The 21,391-nt window shown below is 66.5% G+C and carries 20 protein-coding genes; 13 read left to right on the top strand and 7 right to left on the bottom strand.

Annotation, left to right across the window (positions count from 1 at the left end; genetic code table 11):
- Positions 1-39 precede the first annotated feature (39 nt).
- The 3 genes from ATJ93_RS18875 to ATJ93_RS18865 form a co-directional block, all read right to left on the bottom strand.
- Complete coding sequence (locus ATJ93_RS18875; protein ID WP_120246212.1) at positions 40-1,317, bottom strand: M20 family metallopeptidase; 1,278 nt, start codon at positions 1,315-1,317, stop codon at positions 40-42.
- 15 nt (positions 1,318-1,332) lie between these two features.
- The gene (locus ATJ93_RS18870) at positions 1,333-2,679 is read right to left on the bottom strand and encodes an FAD-dependent oxidoreductase (RefSeq protein ID WP_120246211.1); all 1,347 of its coding nucleotides are present in this window, start codon (positions 2,677-2,679) and stop codon (positions 1,333-1,335) included.
- Positions 2,680-2,902: 223 nt separating this feature from the next.
- Positions 2,903-4,843, bottom strand: coding sequence for a bacterio-opsin activator domain-containing protein (locus ATJ93_RS18865; RefSeq protein ID WP_120246210.1), 1,941 nt, complete (start codon positions 4,841-4,843; stop codon positions 2,903-2,905).
- 386 nt (positions 4,844-5,229) lie between these two features.
- Here ATJ93_RS18865 and ATJ93_RS18860 point away from each other — a divergent pair, with 386 nt between their 5' ends.
- From ATJ93_RS18860 to ATJ93_RS18845, 4 genes are read left to right on the top strand one after another with little or no spacing between them, the layout of a single operon-like run.
- Positions 5,230-6,264, top strand: a complete 1,035-nt coding sequence (locus ATJ93_RS18860) for a 4Fe-4S dicluster domain-containing protein (RefSeq protein ID WP_120246209.1) — start codon at positions 5,230-5,232, stop codon at positions 6,262-6,264.
- Between the two features lie 5 nt (positions 6,265-6,269).
- Positions 6,270-7,529 carry an NrfD/PsrC family molybdoenzyme membrane anchor subunit gene (nrfD, locus tag ATJ93_RS18855; protein WP_120246503.1) on the top strand — a complete coding sequence of 420 codons (1,260 nt, stop codon included), beginning with the start codon at positions 6,270-6,272 and terminating at the stop codon, positions 7,527-7,529.
- Entirely contained in the window at positions 7,522-10,854 is a 3,333-nt protein-coding gene (locus tag ATJ93_RS18850; RefSeq protein WP_120246208.1) for a molybdopterin-dependent oxidoreductase, read from the top strand. The genes nrfD and ATJ93_RS18850 overlap by 8 nt, the downstream gene beginning before the upstream one ends.
- Positions 10,851-11,630, top strand: a complete 780-nt coding sequence (locus tag ATJ93_RS18845; protein WP_120246207.1) for a molecular chaperone TorD family protein — start codon at positions 10,851-10,853, stop codon at positions 11,628-11,630. Before ATJ93_RS18850 ends, ATJ93_RS18845 begins: the two co-directional genes overlap by 4 nt.
- Before the next feature lie 117 nt (positions 11,631-11,747).
- On the opposite strand, the gene ATJ93_RS18840 is transcribed toward ATJ93_RS18845, so the two are convergent.
- Positions 11,748-11,960: a hypothetical protein gene (locus ATJ93_RS18840; RefSeq protein WP_120246206.1), complete on the bottom strand. Its 213-nt coding sequence runs from the start codon at positions 11,958-11,960 to the stop codon at positions 11,748-11,750.
- A gap of 117 nt (positions 11,961-12,077) precedes the next feature.
- On the opposite strand from ATJ93_RS18840, the gene ATJ93_RS18835 reads away from it, so the two are divergent.
- The 3 genes from ATJ93_RS18835 to ATJ93_RS18825 all read left to right on the top strand — a co-directional run bounded on the left by ATJ93_RS18835 (position 12,078) and on the right by ATJ93_RS18825 (position 14,834).
- Positions 12,078-12,515, top strand: coding sequence for a DUF302 domain-containing protein (locus tag ATJ93_RS18835; RefSeq protein ID WP_120246205.1), 438 nt, complete (start codon positions 12,078-12,080; stop codon positions 12,513-12,515).
- A 2-nt stretch (positions 12,516-12,517) separates the two neighbouring features.
- Positions 12,518-13,078, top strand: a complete 561-nt coding sequence (locus ATJ93_RS18830; RefSeq protein ID WP_120246204.1) for a class I SAM-dependent methyltransferase — start codon at positions 12,518-12,520, stop codon at positions 13,076-13,078.
- Between the two features lie 133 nt (positions 13,079-13,211).
- Positions 13,212-14,834, top strand: a complete 1,623-nt coding sequence (locus ATJ93_RS18825; RefSeq protein ID WP_120246203.1) for a multicopper oxidase family protein — start codon at positions 13,212-13,214, stop codon at positions 14,832-14,834.
- Between the two features lie 69 nt (positions 14,835-14,903).
- Here the strand turns inward: ATJ93_RS18825 and ATJ93_RS18820 are convergent, their stop codons facing one another.
- Positions 14,904-15,812, bottom strand: coding sequence for an alpha/beta hydrolase (locus ATJ93_RS18820; RefSeq protein WP_120246202.1), 909 nt, complete (start codon positions 15,810-15,812; stop codon positions 14,904-14,906).
- Positions 15,813-15,860: 48 nt separating this feature from the next.
- The gene (locus ATJ93_RS18815; protein ID WP_120246201.1) at positions 15,861-16,583 is read right to left on the bottom strand and encodes a DsbA family protein; all 723 of its coding nucleotides are present in this window, start codon (positions 16,581-16,583) and stop codon (positions 15,861-15,863) included.
- A 107-nt stretch (positions 16,584-16,690) separates the two neighbouring features.
- On the opposite strand from ATJ93_RS18815, the gene ATJ93_RS18810 reads away from it, so the two are divergent.
- The 5 genes from ATJ93_RS18810 to ATJ93_RS18790 all read left to right on the top strand — a co-directional run bounded on the left by ATJ93_RS18810 (position 16,691) and on the right by ATJ93_RS18790 (position 19,515).
- The gene (locus tag ATJ93_RS18810; RefSeq protein ID WP_120246200.1) at positions 16,691-17,239 is read left to right on the top strand and encodes a hypothetical protein; all 549 of its coding nucleotides are present in this window, start codon (positions 16,691-16,693) and stop codon (positions 17,237-17,239) included.
- Complete coding sequence (locus tag ATJ93_RS18805; protein WP_120246199.1) at positions 17,236-17,748, top strand: hypothetical protein; 513 nt, start codon at positions 17,236-17,238, stop codon at positions 17,746-17,748. Before ATJ93_RS18810 ends, ATJ93_RS18805 begins: the two co-directional genes overlap by 4 nt.
- A 313-nt stretch (positions 17,749-18,061) precedes the next feature.
- Positions 18,062-18,421 (top strand): ArsR/SmtB family transcription factor, encoded by a 360-nt coding sequence (locus ATJ93_RS18800; RefSeq protein ID WP_120246198.1) that lies wholly within the window; start codon positions 18,062-18,064, stop codon positions 18,419-18,421.
- Complete coding sequence (locus ATJ93_RS18795) at positions 18,421-18,684, top strand: DUF7521 family protein (protein WP_120246197.1); 264 nt, start codon at positions 18,421-18,423, stop codon at positions 18,682-18,684. Before ATJ93_RS18800 ends, ATJ93_RS18795 begins: the two co-directional genes overlap by 1 nt.
- A 141-nt stretch (positions 18,685-18,825) precedes the next feature.
- Positions 18,826-19,515 carry an SCO family protein gene (locus ATJ93_RS18790; RefSeq protein WP_120246196.1) on the top strand — a complete coding sequence of 230 codons (690 nt, stop codon included), beginning with the start codon at positions 18,826-18,828 and terminating at the stop codon, positions 19,513-19,515.
- 50 nt (positions 19,516-19,565) lie between these two features.
- Here the strand turns inward: ATJ93_RS18790 and ATJ93_RS18785 are convergent, their stop codons facing one another.
- Positions 19,566-20,489: a sulfite exporter TauE/SafE family protein gene (locus tag ATJ93_RS18785; RefSeq protein ID WP_120246195.1), complete on the bottom strand. Its 924-nt coding sequence runs from the start codon at positions 20,487-20,489 to the stop codon at positions 19,566-19,568.
- A gap of 507 nt (positions 20,490-20,996) precedes the next feature.
- Here ATJ93_RS18785 and ATJ93_RS18780 point away from each other — a divergent pair.
- Positions 20,997-21,365, top strand: coding sequence for a thioredoxin family protein (locus ATJ93_RS18780; protein WP_120246194.1), 369 nt, complete (start codon positions 20,997-20,999; stop codon positions 21,363-21,365).
- The last annotated feature ends 26 nt before the right edge of the window (positions 21,366-21,391 follow it).

The following is a 21,391-nucleotide window of genomic DNA, read 5'->3' as shown; positions in this document are numbered from 1 at the left end:
GTCGAGTTAAGCGTTTCTCGAATTCCGACCGCCAGGGAGCTATCCCGACGCCACCGTCCTGTCGACTGCGGCCACCCATCGTTCAGGGAGGCGTGCGTATATCGTTGCGTTCCCCACGAGTGCGTCGACGGTCGTGTACTCGTCGACCGCGTGGACGGTGTCCGTTCCGAGCGCGAACTCGACGGTCGGAATCCCGGCGTTTCGAAGCTTCTTCGCGTCACCGCCGCCGGTCGCACTTCGGCGGTACACCCGTTCGCCGGTCGTCGCTTCGGCGCTCGAGGCCACGGCCTCGACGAGCGGACTCTCGATCGGTTCGGCGGTGCCGACGCTCCAGGAGACGTCGGCGACCGTGATCCCGTCGCAGTCGGCGACGCACTCCCGGATCTCCGAGAGGAGGTCGGGCGTCTGCACGTTCGCGGTTACTCGGATATCGATCTCCGCGCGGGCTGTCCGCGGGACGCTATTGATCGCCTCGCCCCCCTCGAGGACGCCGAGATTGATCGTCGGCGTCGCGAACAGTTCGCGGGCGGTCTCGGCACCCATCGTCGGCTCGTAGAACGCGACTGATTCGTCGAGGATCGGCTCGATCGCGGGATCGAGTTCGAGTCGCCGCGTTCCGAATCGCTCCCGCAGCGTCGCGACCGCCCCATAGAGCCGATCGATGGCGTTCTCGCCGAGCACGGGCCGCGAGCCGTGTACAGCCTCGCCCGTCGCCTCGAGGGTCAGCCAAATGCTGCCGCGATCGGCGACCGTCACCGAGTGGCGGTCGTTCTCGCAGGTCGGCTCGCCGATGACGCAGGCGTCGGCAGCGAGTCTATCGGCCTCGAGCAACGCGGGGAGCCCTGCGTCGCCGCCGACCTCCTCGTCGCTGACGAACGCAAATGCGAGGTCGACGGGCGGTTCAGTCGCTGTCGCTGCGAACGCGCGGATCGCGAACAGCATCGAGGCGACCGCACCCTTCATGTCCGTTGCGCCGCGCCCGTAGACCCGGTCATCGACTCGTTCTCCGAGCGGATCGAACGTCCACGCGTCAGCGTCGAACGGAACCGTATCGAGGTGGCCGTTGTACAACAGCGTCCGAGTTCCATCGCTAGCACCCGGTACCGTCACGAGCAGGTTCGGCTTCGCCGGATCGACGGCGAACCGGTCGACGCCGACCGGAAGCGGTGACAGGTACTCTTCGAGCAGCGAGACGATCTCTCGTGTATCGCCGGGCGGATTCGCTGTGTCGACCGCCAGCAGGTCGAGTGCGAGGTCGATCAGTTCCTCGCGGTGGTCGGCGACGTAGGTTTCGAGTTTACTGGAGTCGTCGGTCATGGTGGGTATCGCGTCTCACTCGAGTTTTCCGTTGAGCACCTTCGCCGCGGTCAGAATCGGATCCCAGACGGGACTAAAGGGCGGGGCGTACGCCAGGTCCGCGTTCTGCAGTTCCGCGACGGTCATGCCGGCAGTCAGCGCCGTCGCGACCGTATCGATCCGCTTCGCTCCGTCACGACCAACGACGGTACCGCCGAGCAGTTTCCCGCTCTCTCGATCGGCGACCAGCGTGACCGTAAGCTCCGCGCCGTCGGGGTAGTAGTGGGCGCGGGTCGACGCCGAAATCGTGACTGAGACGGGATCGAAGCCCGCTTCGCGGGCCCGGCCTTCGTCGACGATCCCCGTGCGTGCGGCCCCGAGGTCGAACGCCTTCACGATCGCGGTGCCCGCGGTGCCGCCGGTCGGCGTGGGATCGCCGGTGACGGTCTGGCCGATCGCCCGACCCGCGCGGTTAGCGGTCAGCGCCAGCGGGACGTGGTCGGGTTCGCCGGTCACGACGTTGGTCGCCTCCGCGCAATCGCCCGCCGCGTAGACGTGCTCGTCGTTCGTTCGACCGTACTGGTCGGTCGCGATCGCGCCGGTCGGCCCGAGTTCGATGCCCGCGCGCTCGGCGAGATCGGTGTTCGGCGTCACGCCGACGCCGACGATCGCGACGTCCGCGGGAACGGTCTCGTCCTCGAGTTCGACGGCCTCGATCCGCCCGTCGCCGACGAATCCGGAAACGGCCGTCTCGAGGTGTAGCTCGACGCCCTGTTCGCGAAGGTGGTCCTCGACGATTTCGGCCACGGCCTCGCCGAACGGCTGGAGGACGTGTGGGAGCATCTCGTAGAGGTGAACGTCGAACCCGCGGGCCGCCAGCGCCTCGGCCATCTCGATGCCGACGTACCCACCGCCGACGATCGCGGCGGTCTCGAGGTCGCGCTCGGAAACGTCGTCCTCGATGGCGTCGGCCTCGCCCATGTCGTGGATGGTGAACACGCCCTCGAGTTCGAACCCGTCGAACGGCGGTTCGATCGCGCTGGCGCCGGTCGCGACGAGAAGGTCGTCGTAGGGCTGCTCCTCGGTTCCCTCGCGCGTCTCGACCGTCACGGTCTTCGCCTCGCGATCGATGTCGACGACCTCGGCATTCGTTCGCAGGTCGATATCCCGTTTCTCACGGAACTCCTCGGGCGTCACGGTCACGAGATCGTCCAACTCGTCGACGTCGCCCTTGACGTAGTAGGGCATCCCGCAGGCTGCGTAGGAAACCCACTCGCCCTTCTCGAACACGATCACGTCCAGGTCCGGGTCCTCGCGTTTCGCCTTGCTCGCTGCGCTCATTCCCGCGGCGTCACCGCCGACGACGACGAACGTGTCGCTCATGCGTAATCATTGGCACGGTAACGACTAAAGTATTTCCCGAAATTCCCAATACTATGAAAACACAGTGTGTTCCGGACGGAACGACGTTAGTGTCCGGTGCTCGAGTCACCCGAGCGGCCTCGAGAGCGCGACACGGACCGTGGCGTCGGGTTCGGCAAAACCGGACGCAGAACGAGCGTACCACGACGAGACGAGAATACCGAGGCGTCGAGACGGCGCGTTCCTACGATCGTCCGAACTGTGTCGTGGGATCGGCCGACCTTCCGGCGGGCGCTCTCGAGTCCGTCGCGCGATCGGCGTCGAAAAACGCCTCGAAGACCTTCCGCTGGGCGGCCCGGAGGTGCTGGAGGTACGTCGACTGACAGACGCCCATGCGCTCGGCGAGGTCGTCGCCGCTGGACTCCCGGGGCCACTCGAAGAAGCCGCCGAAGTGAGCCAGCCGGAGCGCCTCGAGTTGGCGACCGGTGACGCGTTCGTCGACCGCCGACCGGAACTGCCCGTGCGTCTCCGGCGGCCGGTCACGCTCGCGTTGGCCGACGAGGGTTACCCCCGAGTGCGTCTCGGCGACGGCGTCGACGACGCTCCGGACGGCCCCCGTCTCGGCGAGGTCGGCGACGACCCGCCCGCCGTCCGCGTCGGCGGTGACCGATCGAACGACGGCGCCGTAATCGGCGAGGGTCGCGATGATCGACGCGTCCGATACCGCGAGTCGGACCAGCAGCGAGTCGCCCTCCCGAACCAGTTCGACCGGGCCTATGTCGTCGACCGCGTCGACGTACTCGCGAACGGCCTCGAGGGTCGTCTCGCGGAGGGTGACGAACGCGACGAGGTCCCCGTCTCCGTCGTCGGTCGCCGTGATCTGCTCGAGTTCGAGGTCGCACTCGAGCGCCGCTGCTAGTGACGGGAGCGGTGCGTCGGTGGGATCCACTTCGAACGTCAATTCGGTGACGCGGTCGGCCACCAGCGACCGCTGGCTCTCGACCGCAGTAATGGCGTACGCGATCGTCTCGCCGAGTTCGTCCAGGATCTCGCCGTCGATCACGTCTGGCGTCCCGGCGTCGCTCGCGTGGAGGACGAGGGCACCGTAGTGGGCGTCGCGGTAGGACAGTGGAATGGCGACCGTTGCAGCCGCGCCGCCGTAGGAGTGGCACTCACAGACCTTTCGTTCACATGCTGGTCGTTGTTCGCCGCAGGTCCGAACGGCGTGGGTCGTCTCGGTCTCGAGGGCCCGATCGACGACCGTCTCGTGGCCGGTGTCGTTGACGGCGTCGACGATTCCCGACAGCGTGTCCGCGTCGATTCCGGCGCTGGTCTGTGCGCGAACGGTGTCCGTGACGGCGTTCCGGGTAGCGAACCAGGCCGATTCGTAGGGGCCGGCGCTCGCGAATCGCTCGCAGGCGACCGCCTCGACTTCGGCTTTCGAATCCGCCTGAAGCAGTTCCCGGTTGACGTCGCGGATGACCTCGTTGGTCGTGTTCAACACCTCGAGTTCGGCGTGTTGTTCCCGGATTTGTAGTTCACGCTCCTTGCGCTCGGTGACGTCGGTGTCGACGGCGACGAAGCCGTCGACCGCCCCGGTCTCGTCGGTGATCGGCGCGATCGTCATGTCGACCCAGCACAGGTCGCCGTTTTTCCGTCGGTTGACGATCTCGCCGTCCCAGACGTCGCCGTCGGTAATGGTCTCCCACAGCTCCGCGTAGAACGCCTCGTCGTGTTCGCCCGATTTCCACAGGCGGGGCGTCTCTCCGACGGCTTCCGCCGGTGCGTAGCCCGTTACGTCCTCCGTCGCCGGGTTCGCGTACTCGATCGTCCCGTCGGCGTCGGTCAGAAAGATCGCGTGCCCGGCGTGTTCGACGGCTTTCCTGAAGCGTCGCAGTTGCTCGTTCGCGCTCGACAACTCGCTTTTGATGCGGTTCTCCTCCTCGACGTACGCCGCGAGATAGTGGACCGTCGCCACCGCCAATCCGCTCACGACGAGCCCGGGGAGTTCCTCGAGCCCGGTCGTGCCGGCGGTTGCGAACGTCCAGGCCTGCCGCGATGCCATCAGCCCGAGCATCACGGTCAGGAACGCGAACCGGTGGTCACCGCTGCGATACAGCAACACGAGCGAGTACCCGGTTCCAGCGAGCCGAAGCAGGATCGAACTGGCGAGGACCACGCTCATTGCCCCCACCTCCAGTCGTTCCCTCGCGCTCGCGCTTGCGCTCGGCCTCGCCCCCGTTCCCGCCGAGCGGTCGGCAATACCACCGGGTTCCCAAGCATAGGTAGCGGTTGCACCGCTCGGGACATATGAACTGGTTGGATTCCTATCCCGTAGGAAATAGCGTATAGATGGTCTGAAAACGCGATCAATACGACCTTTCCGACATTTCCCGGCGAGGATGGAGTTGCGGACCCCAACAGTATCGGTAGTCGGTTCATCCGGGGACAACCGGGGCGAAACCGGCCCCAAGAGTATCGGTAGAACGCTCAGTCCCCCGGGGCTCCTTTTACTATCTGTATGATCTCGAACCAGCCGAACGCGTCACGGGCGTCCCCCGGTGAGTCGCGATGAGCGCAGACGAGCCCCAGCCGTCCGTGCCGGACTCGTCCGCGCAGTCGTCGGCCGACGAGATGCTCGACGTCGAGAAGACGGATCCCGAGGAAGAGCTCGCGAAAACGACGTACCGGACCGACCTGGGCCTCGAGATGGCCGCGGACGCGCGTCGCGTCAGCCGCGGCGAGCTCTCGAGCGAGGCCTTCTGGGAGCGGTACGACGACGCCGCCGCGGCGGAGTTCGGCGACGACTACCGCGAGACGCCGAACCCCGCAGTCGATTCCGCCACCGGAGCGATCGCCGAGGAGACCGCGGCATCGCTCGGCTGCGCGGTGGGTTCGATGGCCAGCGTCGCGGCGGGGCTGTCGGAGGGTGGTACGGACGACGGAGACGCCGACGCGGCCGATGCGGACGACGAGCGGACGTGGGGAATGGTCATCGACCTCCAGAAGTGCATCGGTTGCGAGTCGTGTACGGTCGCGTGTAAGGCCGAGAATCGGACGCCGCCGGGCGTCTCGTACAATGTCGTCATGGAGCGCGAGAAGGGCGAATACCCGAACGTCACCCGGACGAACGTCCCCCGGCCGTGCATGCAGTGTGAGAAACCGCCCTGCGTACAGGTGTGTCCGGTCAGCGCGACCTACAAGATGGACAACGGCGTCGTCAACATCGACTACGACCGCTGTATCGGCTGTCGGTACTGCATGGTCGCCTGTCCGTACGACGCGCGCTACTTCGACTTCGGGGAGAACTACGACGGCGAGTTCGCGGAGAACGGCGAGGTGACCAGTCCCGAGTACGGGATGGATCGCGGCCCGCGCGAAGACGGCGAGTCGCCGATCGGCAACGTCCGGAAGTGTAACTTCTGTCACCACCGCTTGGAGCGCGGCGAGGAGCCGGCCTGCGTCGAGACCTGCGTCGGCGACGCCCGCTACATGGGCGACCTCGAGGACGACGACAGCGAGGTGAACGAACTGGCCGCTTCCTCCCGCGCGTTCCAGCTCAAGGAGAAGGAAGGGACCGATCCGAACGTGTACTACCTCAAGTGATCCTCATGGCAACCAACACACCGACCGTCACGAAACGAATCGGCGGGAACCGCCTCCGGATCGCCTGGTACGCGCTGCTCGTGGTCCTGCTCGGGATCGGCGCGTACGGCGGCTACCTGCGCGTCACCGAGGGACTCCGATCGACGAACCTCACGAGTACGGTCCCGTGGGGCGCGTGGGTCGCCTTCTACATCTACTTCGTCGGCCTGTCCGCGGGCGCGTTCCTCGTGAGCACGCTCTCGAACGTCTTCGACGTCGAGGGCATGCACGAGATCGAACGCGAGGCGCTGTTCGTCGCGATCGTCTCGATGATCGTCGCGCTGACGTTCGTCATGGTCGACCTCGGCCGGATGGGGCGGCTCTGGCACCCCTTCGCGTGGCGCCAGCCGCTGTCGGTCCTCTCCTGGGAGGTCCACGCGTACGTCCTCTACGTCGGGGTCCTGATGGGCGAACTGTACTTCTCGATGCGGCGCGACCTCGTCGCGCGGAGCGAGGAAGACGACGGCCTCCGCGGCCGGATCGCCGGCCTGCTGACGCTCGGCCGGACCGACACGAGCGACGAGGCCCTCGAGGCCGATCGCACGTGGCTGAAACGGCTCGGCATCGTCGGCATCCCGCTGGCGATCGTCTTCGTCCACGGCGGCACCGGGAACCTGTTCGCGGTCGCAGCCGCACGGAGTTACTGGTTTAGCGCCCTGTTCCCGGTGATCTTCATCACGTCGGCGGTCGTCAGCGGCATGGCGCTGATCGCCCTGCTGTACGTGCTCCGTGCGTGGCTGGGTGGTCGAACGCTCGAGACGCCACTGCTCGAGCGCATGGCGGCGCTGCTGGCGGGCTTTATCGTCCTCGACGCCTCGCTGAAGGTCCTCGAGGCGTTCGTCGGGCTGTACAGTCTCCACCCGGGACACGTCGAGTCGTGGCTGACGATCATGACCGGCGAGATGTGGTGGTCGTTCTGGCTGGTGATGGTCGGCATGGGATGGGTCGCTCCGGTCGTCCTCTTGTCCCGACGCGACTGGCGACGGCGACCGGCGTTCGTGGCCGCGGCGGGTGCGAGCGTCGTCCTCGGCGTGATCGGAACGCGGTTCAACATCGTTGTCCCCGCACAGATCGAGCCGACGCTGTACGGGTTGCCGACGGGCTATTACGTCCCGTCGATGCCGGAGTGGATCCTCTCCGCCGGCATCGTCGCTTTCGGCGTGCTCGTCTACACGATCGGCACGGAACTGCTGCCACTCGTTCCTCGAGGTGAGGCTCATGACTGATACGACTGATTCGAACACGACGACCGAGACGACGACGGATGCAGAATCGAGCGAGACCGAATCCGGCCCCCACCCCGAGCGTACCGACGACGGCATCGAACGCCGCGACTTCGTCAAGGCGGTCGGCGGCATCGGCGCGCTCTCGCTGTCCGGCGGCCTCGGGAGCACCGTCCTCGAGACCGGCGACTGGTTCGGCGACGACGGCCACGGCGTCGGGACCGAGTACGGCGACTACGAGGGTTCGGACGTCCTCTACACGACCTGCGGGCAGTGCAACACGTTCTGCCCGATCAAGGTTCGCCTGGCCGACGAGAGCGGGACCGGCGAGTACAGTTCGCTCGTGCGCAAGCTCGCGGGCAACCCGTACTCGTTTCTCAACACGCAGCCGAACGCGCAGGTCCCCTACGGGAGCGATCCCGAGGACGTCGCGACCGGCGATCTCGAGGGAACCGGCGACGTCGACGTGAGCAAGTGGTCGCTCTCAGGCGGGCGCATCTGCCTGAAGGGTCAGGCCGGCATCCAGACGGCTTTCGACACCTACCGGCTGCGCAAGCCGATGAAACGCGTCGGTCCGCGGGGCAGCGACGAGTGGAAGACCATCTCCTGGGAGCAGGCTATCGAGGAAATCGTCGAGGGCGACGACGAACTCGGCCACGACGGCCTTCGAAATATGTGGGCGTACGCGCCCGAAGACGAGGTGATGGACGACTGGGAGGCCGTCCAAGAGGGCGAGTTGAGCCGTGCTGAGTTCGACGAGCGATACGAGGACGTCCTGATCGATACCGACCATCCCGACCTCGGGCCGAAGGCCAACCAGATCGTCGACGTCGGCGGCTTCCGGCGAAACTTCATCCGGAATCGGCTCTGGCACCAGGGGCTGGGCTCGATCAACAGCATCCACCACGCGGGCGTTTGCGGCCTCTCGGGCGTCATGGGCTTCAACCGCTCGCACGACGGGCAGAAGAAACGCCAGTACCCCGATATCGAGAACTGCGAGTACCTGCTGGTCTGGGGCACCAACCCGATGGTCGCGAACAAGGGACCGACGTGGCTCGCCCCGAAACTGACGAACGCGATCGAGGACGGCATGCGGATGGACGTCGTCGACCCTCGCCTCTCGAAGACCGCCGAAAAGGCCGACGAGTGGGTCCCGGTCAAACCCGGCGCCGACGCCGCGCTCGCGCTCGGGATGGCCCGCTGGATCATCGAGCACGAACGCTACGACGAGACGTACCTCCGCAACCCCGGCGAGGACGCCGCGGCGGACGACGACGAACCGACCTGGAGCGACGCGACCCACCTCGTGCTCGTCGACGACGAGGAGCGTCCCAAAGCGCGGGCGTCGGATCTGGGCCTCGAGGCCGACGACCCCGAGTCGTTCGTCGCCGTCGACGCCGAAACCGGCGAATTGGGCCCCGCGAGCGACGTCACGGAGGGCACGCTCGAGGTCGATACCACCGTCGACGGACAGTCGGTCAAGAGCGTCTGGACGCTGTATCGCGAACGGGTCTTCGAGCACGACCTCGCGGAGTACGCCGAGATGGCCGGCGTCGACGTCGAGACGATCGATCGGCTCGCCGACGAGTTCACGAGCCACGGCAAGCGCGCGGCGATCATGGCCTACCGCGGCCCGGCCAAACACACGAACGGCTTCTACGCCACGCGGGCGATATCGACGCTGCAGCACCTGATCGGCAACTTCGACTGGAAGGGCGGGCAGATCACCCCCTACGCGGGCTACGAGACGATGAGCGGCCGGTACGAACTCGGCGCGGTCCCCGACGGTCACGAACCGTGGGGGATTCCGCTGCTCCGAGGTGGCGTCAACTACGAGGACACGTCGCTGTTCGAGCGCGACGACGGCTATCCGGCCAAACGGCCGTGGTTCCCGGTCGCACCGCCGATGGCGACCCAGGAACTCTACGCCAGCGCCGACGACGAGTACCCGTACGGCGTCGAGGCGCTGTTCATCCGCCCGTACTCGAACAACCACGTCATGTCCGCGGCCGGCGGGGACACGATCCCCGACGTGCTGAAAGACGAGGACGCCATCGGACTGATCGTCGCTTCCGATACCGTCCTCGGGGAGACCAGCCGCTACGCCGATTACGTCCTCCCCGAGCCGACCTACCTCGAGCGCTGGGAGAACTTCGGCACCTACCCGAACAAGCGCCTGGCCGACGAGAAGATCAGTCAGCCGACGATCAGCGTCGTTCCCGACGCGCGGCCGTTCGAGGAGGTGCTGATCGACATCTGGACGGAACTGGACCTGCCGGGCGTCGGTGAAGACGCGATCCCCGACGCCGACGGCGACCTGTGGCCGCTGGACACCGCCGAGGACTTCTACGTCAAGCTCGCGACGAACATCGCCTACGACCGCGACCCCGTCCCAGACGCCGACGACGAGGAACTCGAATTGTTCCGAGAGGCCCACGAAAAGGGCCTCGGCGAGCAGTTCGACCTCGAGAACTGGCGCGGCGCGGTGACCGACGAGGAGTGGCGCAAGGCCGTGACCGTCCTCAACCGGGGCGGCCGGTTCGAGGAGCCGATCGACGACTACGCGGAGACCTTCGCCGAGCGGGGCCACGACTACGATTACGCGGGCCGGCACCCGGACACGAACGCCTACGACGGCGATCACATGCGGTACAAACTCGCGAGTCGGGTGAACTTCTACGACGAAGTCGCCCCGAACGGGAAACACGCCTACGACGGCGAGCGGTTCGATCCACTGCCCCGCGTCGAGGACGTCGTCCACTTCGACGGCGAGGTGCAGGTCCCGGTGACGAGCGACGGCGAGCCGGACCACGACCGGCCGCTCCAGCTGACGAACTGGAAGCCCCGGACACAGGGGATGCACCGGACGACCGGTTCGGCGTGGCTCCGCGAGACCGAGCCCGGAAACGCCGTGTGGATCAACCCTCGAGATGCCGCCGAACGCGGCATCGAGAACGGCGATCTGATTCGGATCGACGCCGGCCGCCGCACCGTCCAGGCGACCGCTCGCGTCACCGGCGGGATCCGCCCCGGCGTAGTCGGCGCCGCCTGGGGATTCGGCCGCGCCGGCGGTGGTGCGACCGACACCACTATCGACGGCGAGCGCCGGACGGGTGCGACCGAGCGGTACGGCCACGCCGACCACGCGTTCGACACGCCGGGCGAGGACACGGGCGGCTACGCGACGGGCCGCGACGCCGGCTTCGCGGTCAACCACGTCCAGCCCCTCGATTCCGAACTCGGCGACGTCGGTCTGAGCGACCCCGTCGGCGGCAGCAACGCGCAGTTCGCCGCCTACGTCGAGATCGAACGGGTGAGCGATCGATGACACCGACAGATTCGAACTCGGAGCGCACGGGCGACGCGGAAGCCGCAGCGCCGTGCGGCGTCGACCCCGACTCCGAATCCGCGTCAGACTCCGGACCAGCACTCGAGCCCGGGGGCATCGCGGACGCTCGAGCCACCCTGTACGAACTGCTCGCAGCTGCGTTCGACGGCGAGGTCGACGTTCTCGCGACGGCGATCGAGGACGGTGCGCTAGTCGACGTCGCGGCGACGCTACCGATCGGCTCCGAACCGGACGCGCTCGGACGCACGGCAGTCGATGCGGACGCACTGTCGATCGCCTACGACAATCTGTTCGTCGTCCCGGGGCCGCGGTACGTCCCGCCGATCGCTTCCGCACACCGGGATCGGCCGTCGGAATCGTTCGAGTCCGACTCGCCGTTTCACGACGAGGGCGCGGCGGGCGAGTTGCTCGGCGATCCGGCCGCGGCGATGGCGTCGCTGTACGACCGGGCCGGATTCCGTCCGGAGCGCGGCGACTTCCCCGACCACGTCGCGGCGCAACTCGAGTTCCTCGCGGCGACGACCCGCGCGGCGGCGCTGCGGCGTGACCGCGGTGACGAAGACGCCGCCGAACGGTTCGAGCGCCTTCAGGACGAGACGTTGACGCAGCTGGGCTGGCTCGATTCGTTCCACGAGGCTGTTGCGGACGCCGACGGAGACGGCGTGTTCGCGGCGACGGCCGCGCTCGCCCGGACGGCGGCGGCGTGGCACGCGCGCGACCTCGACGGTGACGGAACGGACGCGGAAACCGGATGACGCGTCGCAGCCGTGGTCGGATTCGTTCGCTCCCGGTCGCAAACCGATTTCGAAATCGACGTTACGACCGTCGAGACCAGCGGAACAACCGCTCGTGGTGCCGTCTATCGAATGCGGTTAGGTATCGCAGGACGAGCAGTCGGACCGTCGTCGGAACAGCAACGCGACGGCACCGAGAACGACGAACACGACGAGTCCCTGTACGAGCCCGGCGACCAACCCGACGGTGGTGCCGCCGGTAACGGCAGCGGCGCCGGGTCCGACACAACAGAGGCTCGCGATACCTGCAACGCTGAGGAGCGTCCGCCGGGACGCAGCGTCCGAATCCATAGGGAAGTCTCCGCAAACGAGACGGATATGTATTCGGTCGATTTTCCGGGCCGGCGAAATGGCGACGTCGAGATCCGGAACTGACTTTCGTATACGGCCCAATACTCTACACGAACAATGCTTCCGATCGATCCCGCGCAACTAGACCCGGACGACATCGGTCAAACGCAGACCGTCCTCGAGATGGACCACGAGGAGGCGATCGAACGCGTACGCGAGGTGTTCACCGACGCCGGCTTCGGCGTTCCGGTCGAGTTTTCGCCCTCCGAGTTGCTCAACGAGAAGGTCGGCGCCGACCGCGATCCCTACTACGTCCTCGGCGCGTGTAACCCCGCGGTGGCCGACCGGGCGCTCGAGGTCACCGACGGAAAACTCGGCGCGCTGTTCCCGTGTAACGTCGTCATCTGGGAGGAGGAGCCGGGTCGACAGCGCGTCTACCACGTTTCGATCATGCGGATCGCGCGTCTCGTGGGGATGGCCCCCGACGACGATGAGATGGCGGACATCGTCGCGGAGACCGGCGAACTCGTCGATGAAGCCTTCGAGGAACTGTAACCATGGGCTACCATACCTTCGACGCGTCCCGAGCGGACAAACTGGAGGAAGCCGGACGGCGATACCGGTTCGTCTCGGCCGAGGAACTGCTGTGGGCGCTCTCGCCTTCGCCGGCCGACACCGTCGCCGACCTCGGCAGCGGGACCGGCTTCTTCACCGACGACGTCGCGCCCAACGCCGGCACGGTCTACGCGGTCGACGTCCAGGAGGAGATGCACGAGTACTACCGCGAGAAGGGCGTTCCGGAGAACGTCGACCTCGTGACCAGCGACGTGAGCGACCTGCCCTTCGAGGACGACGGCGTCGACGCCGCGTTTTCGACGATGACCTACCACGAGTTCGCGAGCGACGACGCGCTCGCGGAGATCCGACGGGTCCTCGCACCCGGCGGCCGCTTCGTCGTCGTCGACTGGGCGGCGACCGGCTCCGGCGAGGATGGGCCGCCGGTCGACGAGCGCTACAGCGCCGACGAAGCGGCTGACGCGCTCCGCGACGCCGGGTTCGCGATCGAACACCGGGCCGTCCGCCCGGAGACCTTTCTGCTGATCGCGACGCTCGAGTGAGGTCGTGTACGGCCTGTTCGAACGCAGTCGTGGTCTCCGGCAGGTCTCGAGATCACAGTTCTCGGACACGGGTCGAGATCTGCCCGCGCTGTCATGCCCCTCCTTTTTCGCGGCAGTCGTGGGCGATTCTGTGATGGACGAGAACGATCGAACCGTCCCGCGACGGCGGGCACTGCGCGCCGGCGCGACGCTGTTCGGGATCGCGGGACTATCGAGCGGAATCGGATCAGCCACCCTCGAGCGTCCTGCTCAGGAGGACGACGGCGGTACACAGGAGGAAACGCTGGCCGCCTCAAGCGGGGAAGTCGACGTCGGCGCGGACGAGAGCCGCGAGACGTGGCTGTACGAGGAGCAGTTCCCCGGGCCGGAGCTCCGGGTGAGCGAGGGAGAAACCCTCCGCGTCTCGCTCGAGAACGGGTTACCCGAGGGGACGACGATCCACTGGCACGGCGTCCCCGTGCCGAACCCGATGGACGGCGTTCCGGACGTTACGCAAGAGTCCGTCTCGACCGACGAGACGTTCGAGTACGAGTTCGAGGCGTCGCCGGCGGGAACGTACGTCTACCACAGCCACGTCGGGTTACAACTCGACAGGGGACTCTACGGACCGCTGATCGTCGAGGAGGAGTCGCCCCACGTCGAGTACGACCGCGAGTACGCGCTGCAACTCGACGACTACCTCGCCGAGGAACCGACGCTGGATTCGACCGAAGCGCCGCCGGGCGACGGTGACGGCGTGGGGCCCGGCGGCGGACCAGGGGGAGACGGAAACAGGACGGGCCCCGGCGATGGCGACGGACGGGGCGGCGGTCGCGGACCGGGTAACGGAATGGGTCCGGGCGGGAACGGCGACGGTACGGGACCGAGCGGCGACGGTGGACCAGATGGCGATTCCGGACCGGGCAGCGGAATGGGGCCTGGCGATGGGATGGGGCCCGGTGACGGCATGGTGCCGGATAATCAGATGATGAGCCAGCGACCGCCGTACGAGGGACTGCTCGTCAACGGCCGCCTTCCGTCGGACCCGCCGGTGTTCGACGTCGAAGCGGGCGAGCGCGTCCGACTACGATTTATTAACCCGAGCAGCGCCACGACCTATCGCGTCGGCGTCGGCGGCCACTCGCTGACAATCACGCACGCCGACGGTCGACCGGTCGAACCCGTCGAGGTGGATTCGTTCGTGATAAGCATGGGCGAGCGCTACGACGCGATCCTCGAGGCCGACTCCCCTGGCGAATGGGCCGTCGTTGCGGAACCAGTCGTCGGCAAGGAGGACCCCGCGGAGGCGAGACTCCGGTACGGGAACGGGTCCGAGAACGGATCCGCTGAAGGGCCGGAGTTCGACGGGCGAGAACTCGAGTACGGCGACCTGACGGCACTCGAACCGCTGGACGTAGACGGGGAACCGGATCGGACGTTCGATCTCACGCTGTCGGGCGGGATGATGAGCGGCGCCGACGCCGACGCGTGGACCATCGACGGCGAGGTGTACCCGGATGCCGATCCCCTCGAGATCAGCGAGGGCGACCACGTCCGCGTGCGGATGGTAAACCGCAGTCCGGCGATCCACCCGATGCACCTTCACGGCCACTTCTTTCAGGTCGGCGACGCGGTCAAGGACACCGTCCTCGTCGAACCGCACGGCGGTCGGGTGACGTTCGACTTCCGCGCGGACAACCCTGGCGACTGGCTCTTTCACTGCCACAACGTCTACCACCTCGAGCGGGGGATGGCTCGCGTGTTCGAATACCGGTGATCGACGTCGATCCGCGATCGCGTCGAGCGATCGGCCGTCTCGCTGTGGTCGATCCTGGCGTCCGCGCCGTCAGGGGACCAGCGTCCGTTCGAAGAATGTGAGCTGGCGATCGATGACGCGTTCGAACGCGTCGCCGCGGTAGACGTCGAAGTGACCGACCGGGAGTCTGAGTCGTTCGACGTCGTCGAGTTTCGAAACGAGTCGGTCGACTGTCCACGGCGGGACGATCGTGTCTCGCGCCGCCTCGACGACGAACGCCGGACAGGCGACGTCCGTAGCTGCGGTGATCGGACGATAGAAGGGGACGGTCGCGATGATCCGCCCCGGACACTCGTTGCGGACGTTCGCGTCAGCGGGTACGATCGACTCGAACCCGGGCTTCGCGTCGGGCGTGTTCAATACGGCGAACTCGTTCGAGTCGCCGACGAGCTGGATGTAGTGGGGATCGCGACCGACCGCTGCCCGCGCGAGATCGGTGATCGCGCCGAGGAGCGCACCGCGAGCGTAGGAGAGACCGCCCCGCCGGATCAGGTCGCCCGCCGTCGCGAGTCCGTCGGAGAACGGGACCTGTGCGACGACCGCCGCGACGTCGGGATCGCGAGCAGCGGTTGCGACGGCGTGGCCGCCGCTGAAGGACGTCCCCCAGAGCGCGACTCGCTCGTCGTCGATGTCGGGTCGAGACCGGACGGACGAGAGCGCAGCGCGCCAGTCCTCGAGGTGGCGCCGCGGGCTGATCAGATTCCGGGGAGTACCGTCGCTGTCGCCGAACGTGCGATAATCGAAGACGAACGTTGCGATACCGCGGTCGGCGAATCGGCGAGCGAACGCGGGGAGTCGCCACGAGCGTTCGCCGCCGAATCCGTGCGCCATCACGACGGCGGGGTACTCGCTGCCGTCGGCTGCATCGGCCGGCGCGTACTGCTCCCCGCGACACGTAACTCCTGCGCTACGAAACGAAAACGGGATCCGCTGAACCATCGTCCTGCACGGCGGTACCACCCAATCGACGATAAATCGTGACCGGTATCACGCGTCCTCGATCCGTTCGATCGCCTCGTCGAACCGTTCCAGCGGCTGTGCGCCGACGAGCGAGCCGGCGGCTTCGGTCTCCGGATCGAAGACGACGAACGTCGGCGTCCCCGTCACGCCGATCGAACGCGCTCGGTCCGCGTCCGCGCCGACCTCGTCCTCGAGTTCCGACCGTCGGTCCTCGAGACACGACTCGAGGGCGTCCGCGTCGACGCCGGAGACCGAACGGGTGTACTCGAGGAGGTTCTCGGCCGACGCCCACCCCGAATTCTTCTCGCCCTGTTCCTCGAAGATCGCCGCGTGCCAGTCCCAATAGGCGGAGAGCTCGTCGTCGCGAACCTGCTCCCAGACGCACTTGCTCGCGACCGCGGCGGTCATCGAGTCCGCGCCGAAGTACGGCACCGTAATCACCACGACGCGCACGTCGCCGGGCTCGACGTACTCCCGAACGAGATCGGGAAACGTCCCCCGTTCGAACCGCTCGCAGAACGGGCACTGGAAGTCCGTCCAGTAGTAGATCTCGAGCGGCGCGTCGGGCGACCCAACGATCGGCTTTCCGGCGAGGTCGACCCCCAGTGCGGACGTCTCGTCGCTCGAGTGAAGCGAGGGCGAGAGTTCGTGCGCGGTTTCGTCGGAACGCGTGAGGTAGTATGCGCCACCACCGAGCGTGACGACTGACCCGGCGAGGAAGGCGCGCCGGGACGGCTGATCGAGTGACATCGGTCGTTTTGGACGGTTTCACCCGATACCCGTAACGGAATCGTCGATTTGCTGGGTCAGCAAATCGGAGTCGGGGCTTTCCCACCTCCCGCCGTTTGACCGCCTAGATGGCTCCGCGCGACGTAATCGAGACGCACATCGTGAACCTCTCTGCGGCGGTATCGTATCCGTTCGAGACGTGGCGGGGAACGATCGGATTCGTGCTCGTCACGGTCGCCACGTACGCGCTGCTGATCCTGACTACGATGCCCGAGTTCTCGATCCAGATGCTCGGCGACGGCCTCCACTGGTTCGAGTACGTCCTCGTCTCCCTGACGGAAACGGTGTATCGCACCGACGGCTGGACGGGGCTCGCAGTCGTCGTCCTCTACGCCCTCCTCTCGGGCGTCGCCGTCGTCAACGCCGTCGCCCAGTTCCGATTCGTCGGCACCTCGAGTCTCGCCGACCTCACCGGCATCGTTCCGGGGCTCCTCGCGTCGGGCTGTGCGAGCTGCGGCGCGGGGCTGCTCGGCGTTCTCGGGTTCGCCGGCGGACTCGCTGTGCTCCCCTACGACGGCGCCTTGCTCCGCGTCGGCGGTCTCGGCCTGTTGCTGTTCTTCCTCGGACGGGCGGGCCATCCCGAACGGTGTGGGGTCGCGACGGAGGGGGCGAAATGAGGGGACGCGAGTTCGTCCGACCGATCCTGTCGGATCGGCAGGCGATGGCGTACGGTGGGGCCGCCGGAGTCGGCGTGTTCCTACTGTTCGGGCTCGTTACCGGCTTGATTCCGAACCCGCTGTACGTTCGTATGGTTCCGCGGACGCCGGTGGACTACCTGTTGCTGACGCTAACCGCACTGCTGGCGGGCGTCTACACCGCACAGCGGCTGGCGACCCGGGTGGTCGGTGCCGACTCCGATCACGACGCCGATGCCGGGAACGCCGACGGGAGCGGAACGGTCGGCGACTTCGGCGAGGATCGCTTGGCTATCGGCGGCCTCGTCGGCGGGTTCCTGGCCGTCGGGTGTCCGATCTGTAACGTCGTCCTGCTGGCGCTGTTCAGTTCGTCCGCGCTCATGACCTACTTCGATCCGTTGCGGCCGGTCCTCGGCGTCCTCTCGGTGACGCTGCTGGCGGGGCTGATATACGTCCGTCACAGTCGGTCGTGTCCGACCTGTGCGCCGTGATTCGCGTCACTCGCCGCCGGATCGTGAGGAGAGCGATTCAGCTCGACACCCCTTCATACAGTCGGCCCACGTAGCTCGGTAGGACGCCGGCAAATCGGCCACGTCAGCTCTCCCCCGTCAACAATCCGAACGCCGAGGACGCCCGGCGCTTTCTCGAGGGTCTCGAGACGGCCGGGGCGATACCGTGTGAGTGCGCCGAGCGACGAACCGGGCGGGGAAGATCGGCGGCGCGACGGGGATACAAGACGTTCGCGGCGATTTGCTGAGTCAGCAAATCGTGGCCTATTTGCCGGTGAACGACGGGGTATATCGTGTGCAACAGGGAGGCGCTTCGGACTCGGCGGAAATCTTTCAGATCCTCGCGGACGAGTACGCGCGGAAGATACTCCTCGCCGCGGATCACGGGCCGAAGACCGCGAAAACCCTCAGCGAGGAGTGCGACGCGTCGCTCACGACGGTTTACCGCCGCGTCTCGAGGTTACAAGCGCTCGGTCTCGTCGAGGAACACAACACCGTCGACGAGGACGGCTCCCACCGAAGCAAGTTCGAAACGTCGCTCGAGGAACTCCACGTCGAGATTTCCGACGGCCAACTCTCGCTGACGCTGGAGACGCGCGACGAGCTCGCGGACAACTTTACGTCCCTCTGGAGCGATCTCCGGGGTGAGGACTGATGGAGACGTCGTTCCTGCTCGCCAAGCTGATCACGCTCGTTCTCAGCCTCGTGGTCGCATATCTGGCGTATCACGGCTACCGCCGGAGCGGGCAAACGCCGATGCTGTACGTCTCCGGCGGGTTCGTCTTCATCGGCGCCGGCGCGATCTGCGAGGGACTCATCTACCACGTGTTCGGGACGACGATCGCGTCCGCCGCGCTCGTACAGGCGGTCATCGTCTCGAGCGGGATGGTGCTCGTGCTCCTGTCGCTGACGAAGTGATCGCGTCGTCGGCTGGCGGACGATCCTGCCGACGACGATCGAGGGTGGGAAAACCCGTCCGACCGCCTCGCAGTTCGCCCCGATTTTCCGACTCGAGGAATCGCCGTCTCGGATTTAGGTGTGGAACCGAAACGCTGACCCGTGAACCGACGACTGTATCTCCGATCGATCGCCGCCTCGAGCGTCGCCGCCACTGCGGGGTGTTTAGATACCCTCTCTTTCGCAGGAGCCGGTACCGACGACGTGATCCTCGAGCCGCCGGAACGCGACCTGAGCGAGGCGAGCCATCCCAGTTACGGTGACGAATTTCCCGCGGCGAGCGTCCCGAACCCCCTGACCGGTGAGACCGTTTCGACCGATCAGTTCGAGGGCGAGCGAGCGATGCTAGTGACGTTCTTCTACACGTCGTGTCCCGACGGCGTCTGCCCGGCGCTGATACTCCGGTTACGACGCGCACAGGAAGTCGCGGCCGAGAACGGGTACGGCGACGACGCGGCGTTCCTCGCGATGACGTTCGATCCCGAACGGGACACCGAAGACGTGTTGCGAACGTACGCCGGTCAACGGGGCGTCGACCTCGAAGCCGGAAACTGGCACTTCCTGCGCCCGGAGCGCTACGAGGACGCCAAATCGATCGTCGCCGACCGGTACGGACTCCCGCTCGAGAAGCGAGACGCCGAGGAGTACGACGATCTCGAGTACATGTTTCCGCACTTCGCCTACATCTTCCTCGTCAACAAGCGCGGACTGGTCGAACGCGCGTATCCGAACGGCGCGACCATCGCGACGTCGACGGTCGTCGACGACGTCGAGACGGTGGCGACGTCGTAACCGAGACGGAGGCGAACGCTGGGCGGAATCCAGCGCCGATCGACGCCCGGCTAAAAGAACAGCGCCGGAACGGTGTTCCGGAAGATATTGAGCGAGATCACGAAGAGCAGTCCCACGACGAACCGGTTGAACGTCCGCTCGTCGAACTCGAGGCGCCGAAGGTATGTACCGAGCAGCAATCCGACGATGGTGACGACGGCGATGACGGACCCGAGCCAGAGCCGGTAGGTCGTCAGGAGGTCGGTGAACAGCGCCATCTGGACGATTCGAACCGTGAATATCGTCCCGAGTACCATCGACAGGCCGCCGATGTATCGTTCGGCGTCCCGCTCGAAGGTGTGGAAGTACGCCGGGAGCAGCGGCCCGAGATTCGCGAACGCAAGCAGGAACCCCTGGGAGAACCCGGCGGCGCCGAGGGCGAACGGGTGGTGTGCTTCCTCGACCGTGACGAAGTTCTGTACGAGTTGGAAGGCCACGTAACCGAGGAGGACGAGGCCGATCGCGAACGCGACGACCGGACCGGCGCGAAACGTCGCCAGCGCCGCGACGCCGATGACGGTCCCGACGATCGCGAGCACCAACAGCGGCCACTCCTCGCGAACGAACGCCCGTCCCGTTCCGGTTTCGGCGATCTGGAACATGTTGAGCATCCACGGCGGGATCGCTAAGACGACGACGGCGATGGTCGGATCGATCACCGACGCGACGATCGGCGTCATGATGAGCGAGTAGCCGAAACCGGTCATCCCCTTGACGGCGCCGGCGACGATCGCGACGAGGACGACCCCGGCGAGCAACCCGCTCGAGAGATCAGACTGGACGCCGTTCCCGACGTTCTCGAAACCGGGGAAAAACGCGACCGAGGCGACGAGGACGGCCAGCGTCGCACCGACCATCGTCACTTCGCGGTAGCGAAGCTCACGGAGATTGGCGAAGAACTGTTCGACGTCGACTCTGGATTCTGTGGTGCTCATACTGGTTCGAATAGGGAGAGACGACACGCCGTCGCCGTTTCGATGGGATTGCCGCTCCGTACGTATTTCCCTGTACGAGTCGGCGAAAATCCGCTCGTCTCGAGTCGCCGGCAGTTCGTAAGACCGTCGATTGCGGACCTCTTGTGCCGGCTTAGTAGACTCTATTCCAAAACGAACCGTCACAGATACCAGTAATAGTTTCCGGTATGCTCCGCGGGAATCACGCTGTTGGTCTCGGCTTTCGATCTCGTCCGATTTCGGTCGCTGCAGCCGCAGTCTCACGGGCGGTTCGATGGTCCGCCTCGTGTGAATTCTGTGACCGAAACCGTCGGCGGGCGGATTGGACACGTTCGTACCTTCAGTAGCCGCATAAACCGTGGTGGGGAGATAGTGAGAGCGCCCGGCGTTCAGTCATCCAGTCATCACTGTCGTCGTTCGGCTACGAGCGCGGCGATATTGTGTAATTCGCACAAAACACTCATGTGCGCTCGAGCCCTACAGACGACGATGACCGAATCGACCGCTTCGGAGCCGACCGACGGCCAGCCACCGCGAAAGCCCGTTCAGTTGACCGACGTCGCCGACTACGAGGACTTGCTGGAGGAACAGGACCTCGTCCTCCTCGAGTTCGTCACGTCCGGCTGTGGCATCTGCGCGTCGATGGAGCCGGTGCTCGGAACCGTCGCCCGCAGCGCGCCGGGCGCCGTCGCGACGGTGAACGCCGGTCTCGTCCCCGACCTCGCCGCCGAGTTCGACGTCCGGAGCGTCCCGACGCTCGTCGTCCTGCGAGACGGCGAGGAAGTCGCTCGCTTCGACGACGGGTTCCAGCCAGCCGAATCGCTCGTGGACGCGCTCGAGGCGCACGCGGCCGAGTAACGCGCCCGCGCTGAACCGCGTCTGCC

This window comes from Halopiger aswanensis (assembly GCF_003610195.1).
GTDB lineage: Archaea > Halobacteriota > Halobacteria > Halobacteriales > Natrialbaceae > Halopiger > Halopiger aswanensis.
The sequence above is the reverse complement of the archived record's forward strand: the minus strand, read 5'-3'. Positions and strand labels throughout refer to the sequence as shown.

Coding starts and splice junctions, on each gene's coding strand:
- ATJ93_RS18860 (WP_120246209.1), top strand. CDS start 5,230: ATGAGCGCAGACGAGCCCCAGCCGTCCGTGCCGGACTCGTCCGCGCAG.
- ATJ93_RS18780 (WP_120246194.1), top strand. CDS start 20,997: ATGACCGAATCGACCGCTTCGGAGCCGACCGACGGCCAGCCACCGCGA.
- ATJ93_RS18870 (WP_120246211.1), bottom strand. CDS start 2,679: ATGAGCGACACGTTCGTCGTCGTCGGCGGTGACGCCGCGGGAATGAGC.
- ATJ93_RS18845 (WP_120246207.1), top strand. CDS start 10,851: ATGACACCGACAGATTCGAACTCGGAGCGCACGGGCGACGCGGAAGCC.
- nrfD (WP_120246503.1), top strand. CDS start 6,270: ATGGCAACCAACACACCGACCGTCACGAAACGAATCGGCGGGAACCGC.
- ATJ93_RS18840 (WP_120246206.1), bottom strand. CDS start 11,960: ATGGATTCGGACGCTGCGTCCCGGCGGACGCTCCTCAGCGTTGCAGGT.
- ATJ93_RS18835 (WP_120246205.1), top strand. CDS start 12,078: ATGCTTCCGATCGATCCCGCGCAACTAGACCCGGACGACATCGGTCAA.
- ATJ93_RS18865 (WP_120246210.1), bottom strand. CDS start 4,843: ATGAGCGTGGTCCTCGCCAGTTCGATCCTGCTTCGGCTCGCTGGAACC.
- ATJ93_RS18810 (WP_120246200.1), top strand. CDS start 16,691: ATGGCTCCGCGCGACGTAATCGAGACGCACATCGTGAACCTCTCTGCG.
- ATJ93_RS18795 (WP_120246197.1), top strand. CDS start 18,421: ATGGAGACGTCGTTCCTGCTCGCCAAGCTGATCACGCTCGTTCTCAGC.
- ATJ93_RS18785 (WP_120246195.1), bottom strand. CDS start 20,489: ATGAGCACCACAGAATCCAGAGTCGACGTCGAACAGTTCTTCGCCAAT.
- ATJ93_RS18815 (WP_120246201.1), bottom strand. CDS start 16,583: ATGTCACTCGATCAGCCGTCCCGGCGCGCCTTCCTCGCCGGGTCAGTC.
- ATJ93_RS18825 (WP_120246203.1), top strand. CDS start 13,212: ATGGACGAGAACGATCGAACCGTCCCGCGACGGCGGGCACTGCGCGCC.
- ATJ93_RS18875 (WP_120246212.1), bottom strand. CDS start 1,317: ATGACCGACGACTCCAGTAAACTCGAAACCTACGTCGCCGACCACCGC.
- ATJ93_RS18820 (WP_120246202.1), bottom strand. CDS start 15,812: ATGGTTCAGCGGATCCCGTTTTCGTTTCGTAGCGCAGGAGTTACGTGT.
- ATJ93_RS18830 (WP_120246204.1), top strand. CDS start 12,518: ATGGGCTACCATACCTTCGACGCGTCCCGAGCGGACAAACTGGAGGAA.
- ATJ93_RS18805 (WP_120246199.1), top strand. CDS start 17,236: ATGAGGGGACGCGAGTTCGTCCGACCGATCCTGTCGGATCGGCAGGCG.
- ATJ93_RS18850 (WP_120246208.1), top strand. CDS start 7,522: ATGACTGATACGACTGATTCGAACACGACGACCGAGACGACGACGGAT.